Below are 1,985 nucleotides of genomic sequence, written 5' to 3'. Positions count from 1 at the left end.
CCGCTTGTCGGTCATGTCCGTGCAGATCCTGAGGGTCGCGCCGCCCATCGAGGCGCCGCCCAAGCTGAAGCCGGAACCGCCCAAGCCGAAGCCCGAGCCGAAGCCGATCGAGAAGCCGCAGGTCAAGCGCGTGGTCACGCCAGAGCCGGCCCCGGCGCCGATTCCGGAGAAGCGCCCAGATCCCGAGCCGGATCCGAAGCCGGATCCGGTCAAGCCCGATCCGGCTCCGGCACCCGAGCCGGCGCCGCCGCCCCCGGTGGTGCCGCCGCGCTTCGACGCCGACTACCTGAACAACCCGGCGCCGCGCTATCCGCCGATCTCGCGCCGGCTCAACGAGGCAGGCAAGGTGCTGCTCAAGGTCCAGGTCGGACCTGACGGCCGCGCACGCCAGGTGGTGCTGCACCGCACCAGCGGCTACAGCCGCCTCGACGATGCGGCCCGCGAGGCCGTGGCCGAGTGGCGCTTCGTGCCGGCCAAGCGTGGCAACGAGGCGCTCACCGAATGGGTGATCGTCCCTATCTCCTTCAATCTGACACGGTGACAACATGCAGAACCTGGGCTTCCAAAACTTCATCCAGCACGCCGACGCCGTCGCGCTGTTCATCCTGGCGGTGCTGCTGATCATGTCGATCGGCACCTGGTACTACATCCTGACCAAGGGCTGGCGCACCTGGCAGTCCCGTGCCCGCTCGCGCGAGTTCCTGAGCGAGTTCTGGGCCGCCCCGAGCCTGGAGGCCGTGGCCCGCAAGCTGCGCAGCACCGGTGTCACCGAGCCGTTCTCGCACCTCGTCCACCACGGCTTCACCGCCGTCGAGCAGCACCAGTCGCGCCAGGTCAACACCCTGGTCGAGGCCGGTACCGCCGAGGACTTCCTGACCCGCTCGCTGAAGCGCGCCATCGACCAGGACAAGGCCCGCCTCGAAGGCGGCCTGACCTTCCTCGCCACGGTCGCTTCCAGCGCCCCCTTCGTCGGCCTGTTCGGCACCGTCTGGGGCATCTACCACGCGCTGGTGGCCATCGGTGCCAGCGGCCAGGGCGGTCTGGACCAGGTTGCCGGCCCGGTGGGCGAGGCCCTGATCATGACCGGCCTCGGCCTGGCCGTGGCCATCCCCAGCGCCGTCGCCTACAACGTCTTCGTGCGCCTGAATCGCAACACGCTGGTGAGCCTGAACTCCTTCGCCCACGACGTGTTCGCGTTCCTGGCCACCGGCCTGTCCACCGGCCCGCTGCTGAGCGATGTCGAGCGCACCTCCGACCGCGTCATCTACCGCTTCCAGCAGAGCTCGGGCCAGACCCGCGAGGTGAAGTGACATGGCTTTCGGCTCGTTCGAAAAGGGAGAGGAGATCGAGGCCAACGCCGAGATCAACATGATCCCGTTCATCGACGTCATGCTGGTGCTGCTGATCATCTTCATGATCACCATGCCGATGATGACCAACGCCGTGAAGGTCGACCTGCCCAAGGCCTCGTCGCAGCCGCTGGCGTCGACCACCAAGCCGGTCGACCTGGCGGTGCTCGGCAGCGGCCAGATCCTGGTCAACGGCGACGCGGTCGACATTGCCAGCCTGGAAACGCACCTGCAGCAGTTCTCGGCCGATACCGAAGTACACCTGCGTGCCGACCGGAAGACCCCGTACGAAGTGGTGGCCCGCGTGCTTGCTGCTGCTTCGGAAGCAGGGCTGGCTAAAGTAGGCTTTGTGACCGACCTTCCCGAATGAGATAGTCGCCACTCCTGACGCATGTACGGAGTGGCTGGCTTGTCGAAATCCTTCCTGTTGCGCCTGCACGGCTGGCTGGGCATCTCCGCCGGCCTCGTGCTGGCGGTCGTCGGGCTCTCCGGAGCCTCCATGGCGTTCCAGCCGCAGGTCCTGCGGCTGCTCAATCCCGGCGTCATGACCGTGCAGCCGCCCGCCGGCGCTGCCATGCTCTCCCCCGAAGCGCTCTACGAGCGTGTGCTCGCGCAGATGCCGGAGCGCCCGGTGCA

Annotated in this window: 4 protein-coding genes; all 4 read left to right on the top strand. The window is 67.8% G+C overall.

Translation table 11 applies throughout. From position 1 onward, the window contains the following. Nucleotides 1–541: energy transducer TonB (locus C5O18_RS08800; RefSeq protein ID WP_146089314.1), on the top strand; the 541-nt coding region annotated here is incomplete at its 5' end. Between the two features lie 4 nt (nt 542–545). Further along, a complete protein-coding gene (locus C5O18_RS08795) occupies nt 546–1,310 on the top strand; it encodes a MotA/TolQ/ExbB proton channel family protein (protein ID WP_105193210.1) in 765 nt (254 codons plus the stop codon). A 1-nt stretch (nt 1,311) separates the two neighbouring features. Beyond that, complete coding sequence (locus tag C5O18_RS08790) at nt 1,312–1,719, top strand: ExbD/TolR family protein (protein WP_105193208.1); 408 nt, start codon at nt 1,312–1,314, stop codon at nt 1,717–1,719. A gap of 39 nt (nt 1,720–1,758) precedes the next feature. Continuing rightward, nucleotides 1,759–1,985: PepSY domain-containing protein (locus C5O18_RS08785; protein WP_162495443.1), on the top strand; the 227-nt coding region annotated here is incomplete at its 3' end.

This window comes from Amnimonas aquatica (genome assembly GCF_002943415.1).
In the GTDB taxonomy this organism is placed as follows: domain Bacteria; phylum Pseudomonadota; class Gammaproteobacteria; order Pseudomonadales; family Moraxellaceae; genus Perlucidibaca; species Perlucidibaca aquatica_A.
Note: the sequence above shows the minus strand (reverse complement) of the source record. Positions and strands in the feature narration are given on the sequence as shown.

Coding starts and splice junctions, on each gene's coding strand:
- C5O18_RS08795 (WP_105193210.1), top strand. CDS start 546: ATGCAGAACCTGGGCTTCCAAAACTTCATCCAGCACGCCGACGCCGTC.
- C5O18_RS08790 (WP_105193208.1), top strand. CDS start 1,312: ATGGCTTTCGGCTCGTTCGAAAAGGGAGAGGAGATCGAGGCCAACGCC.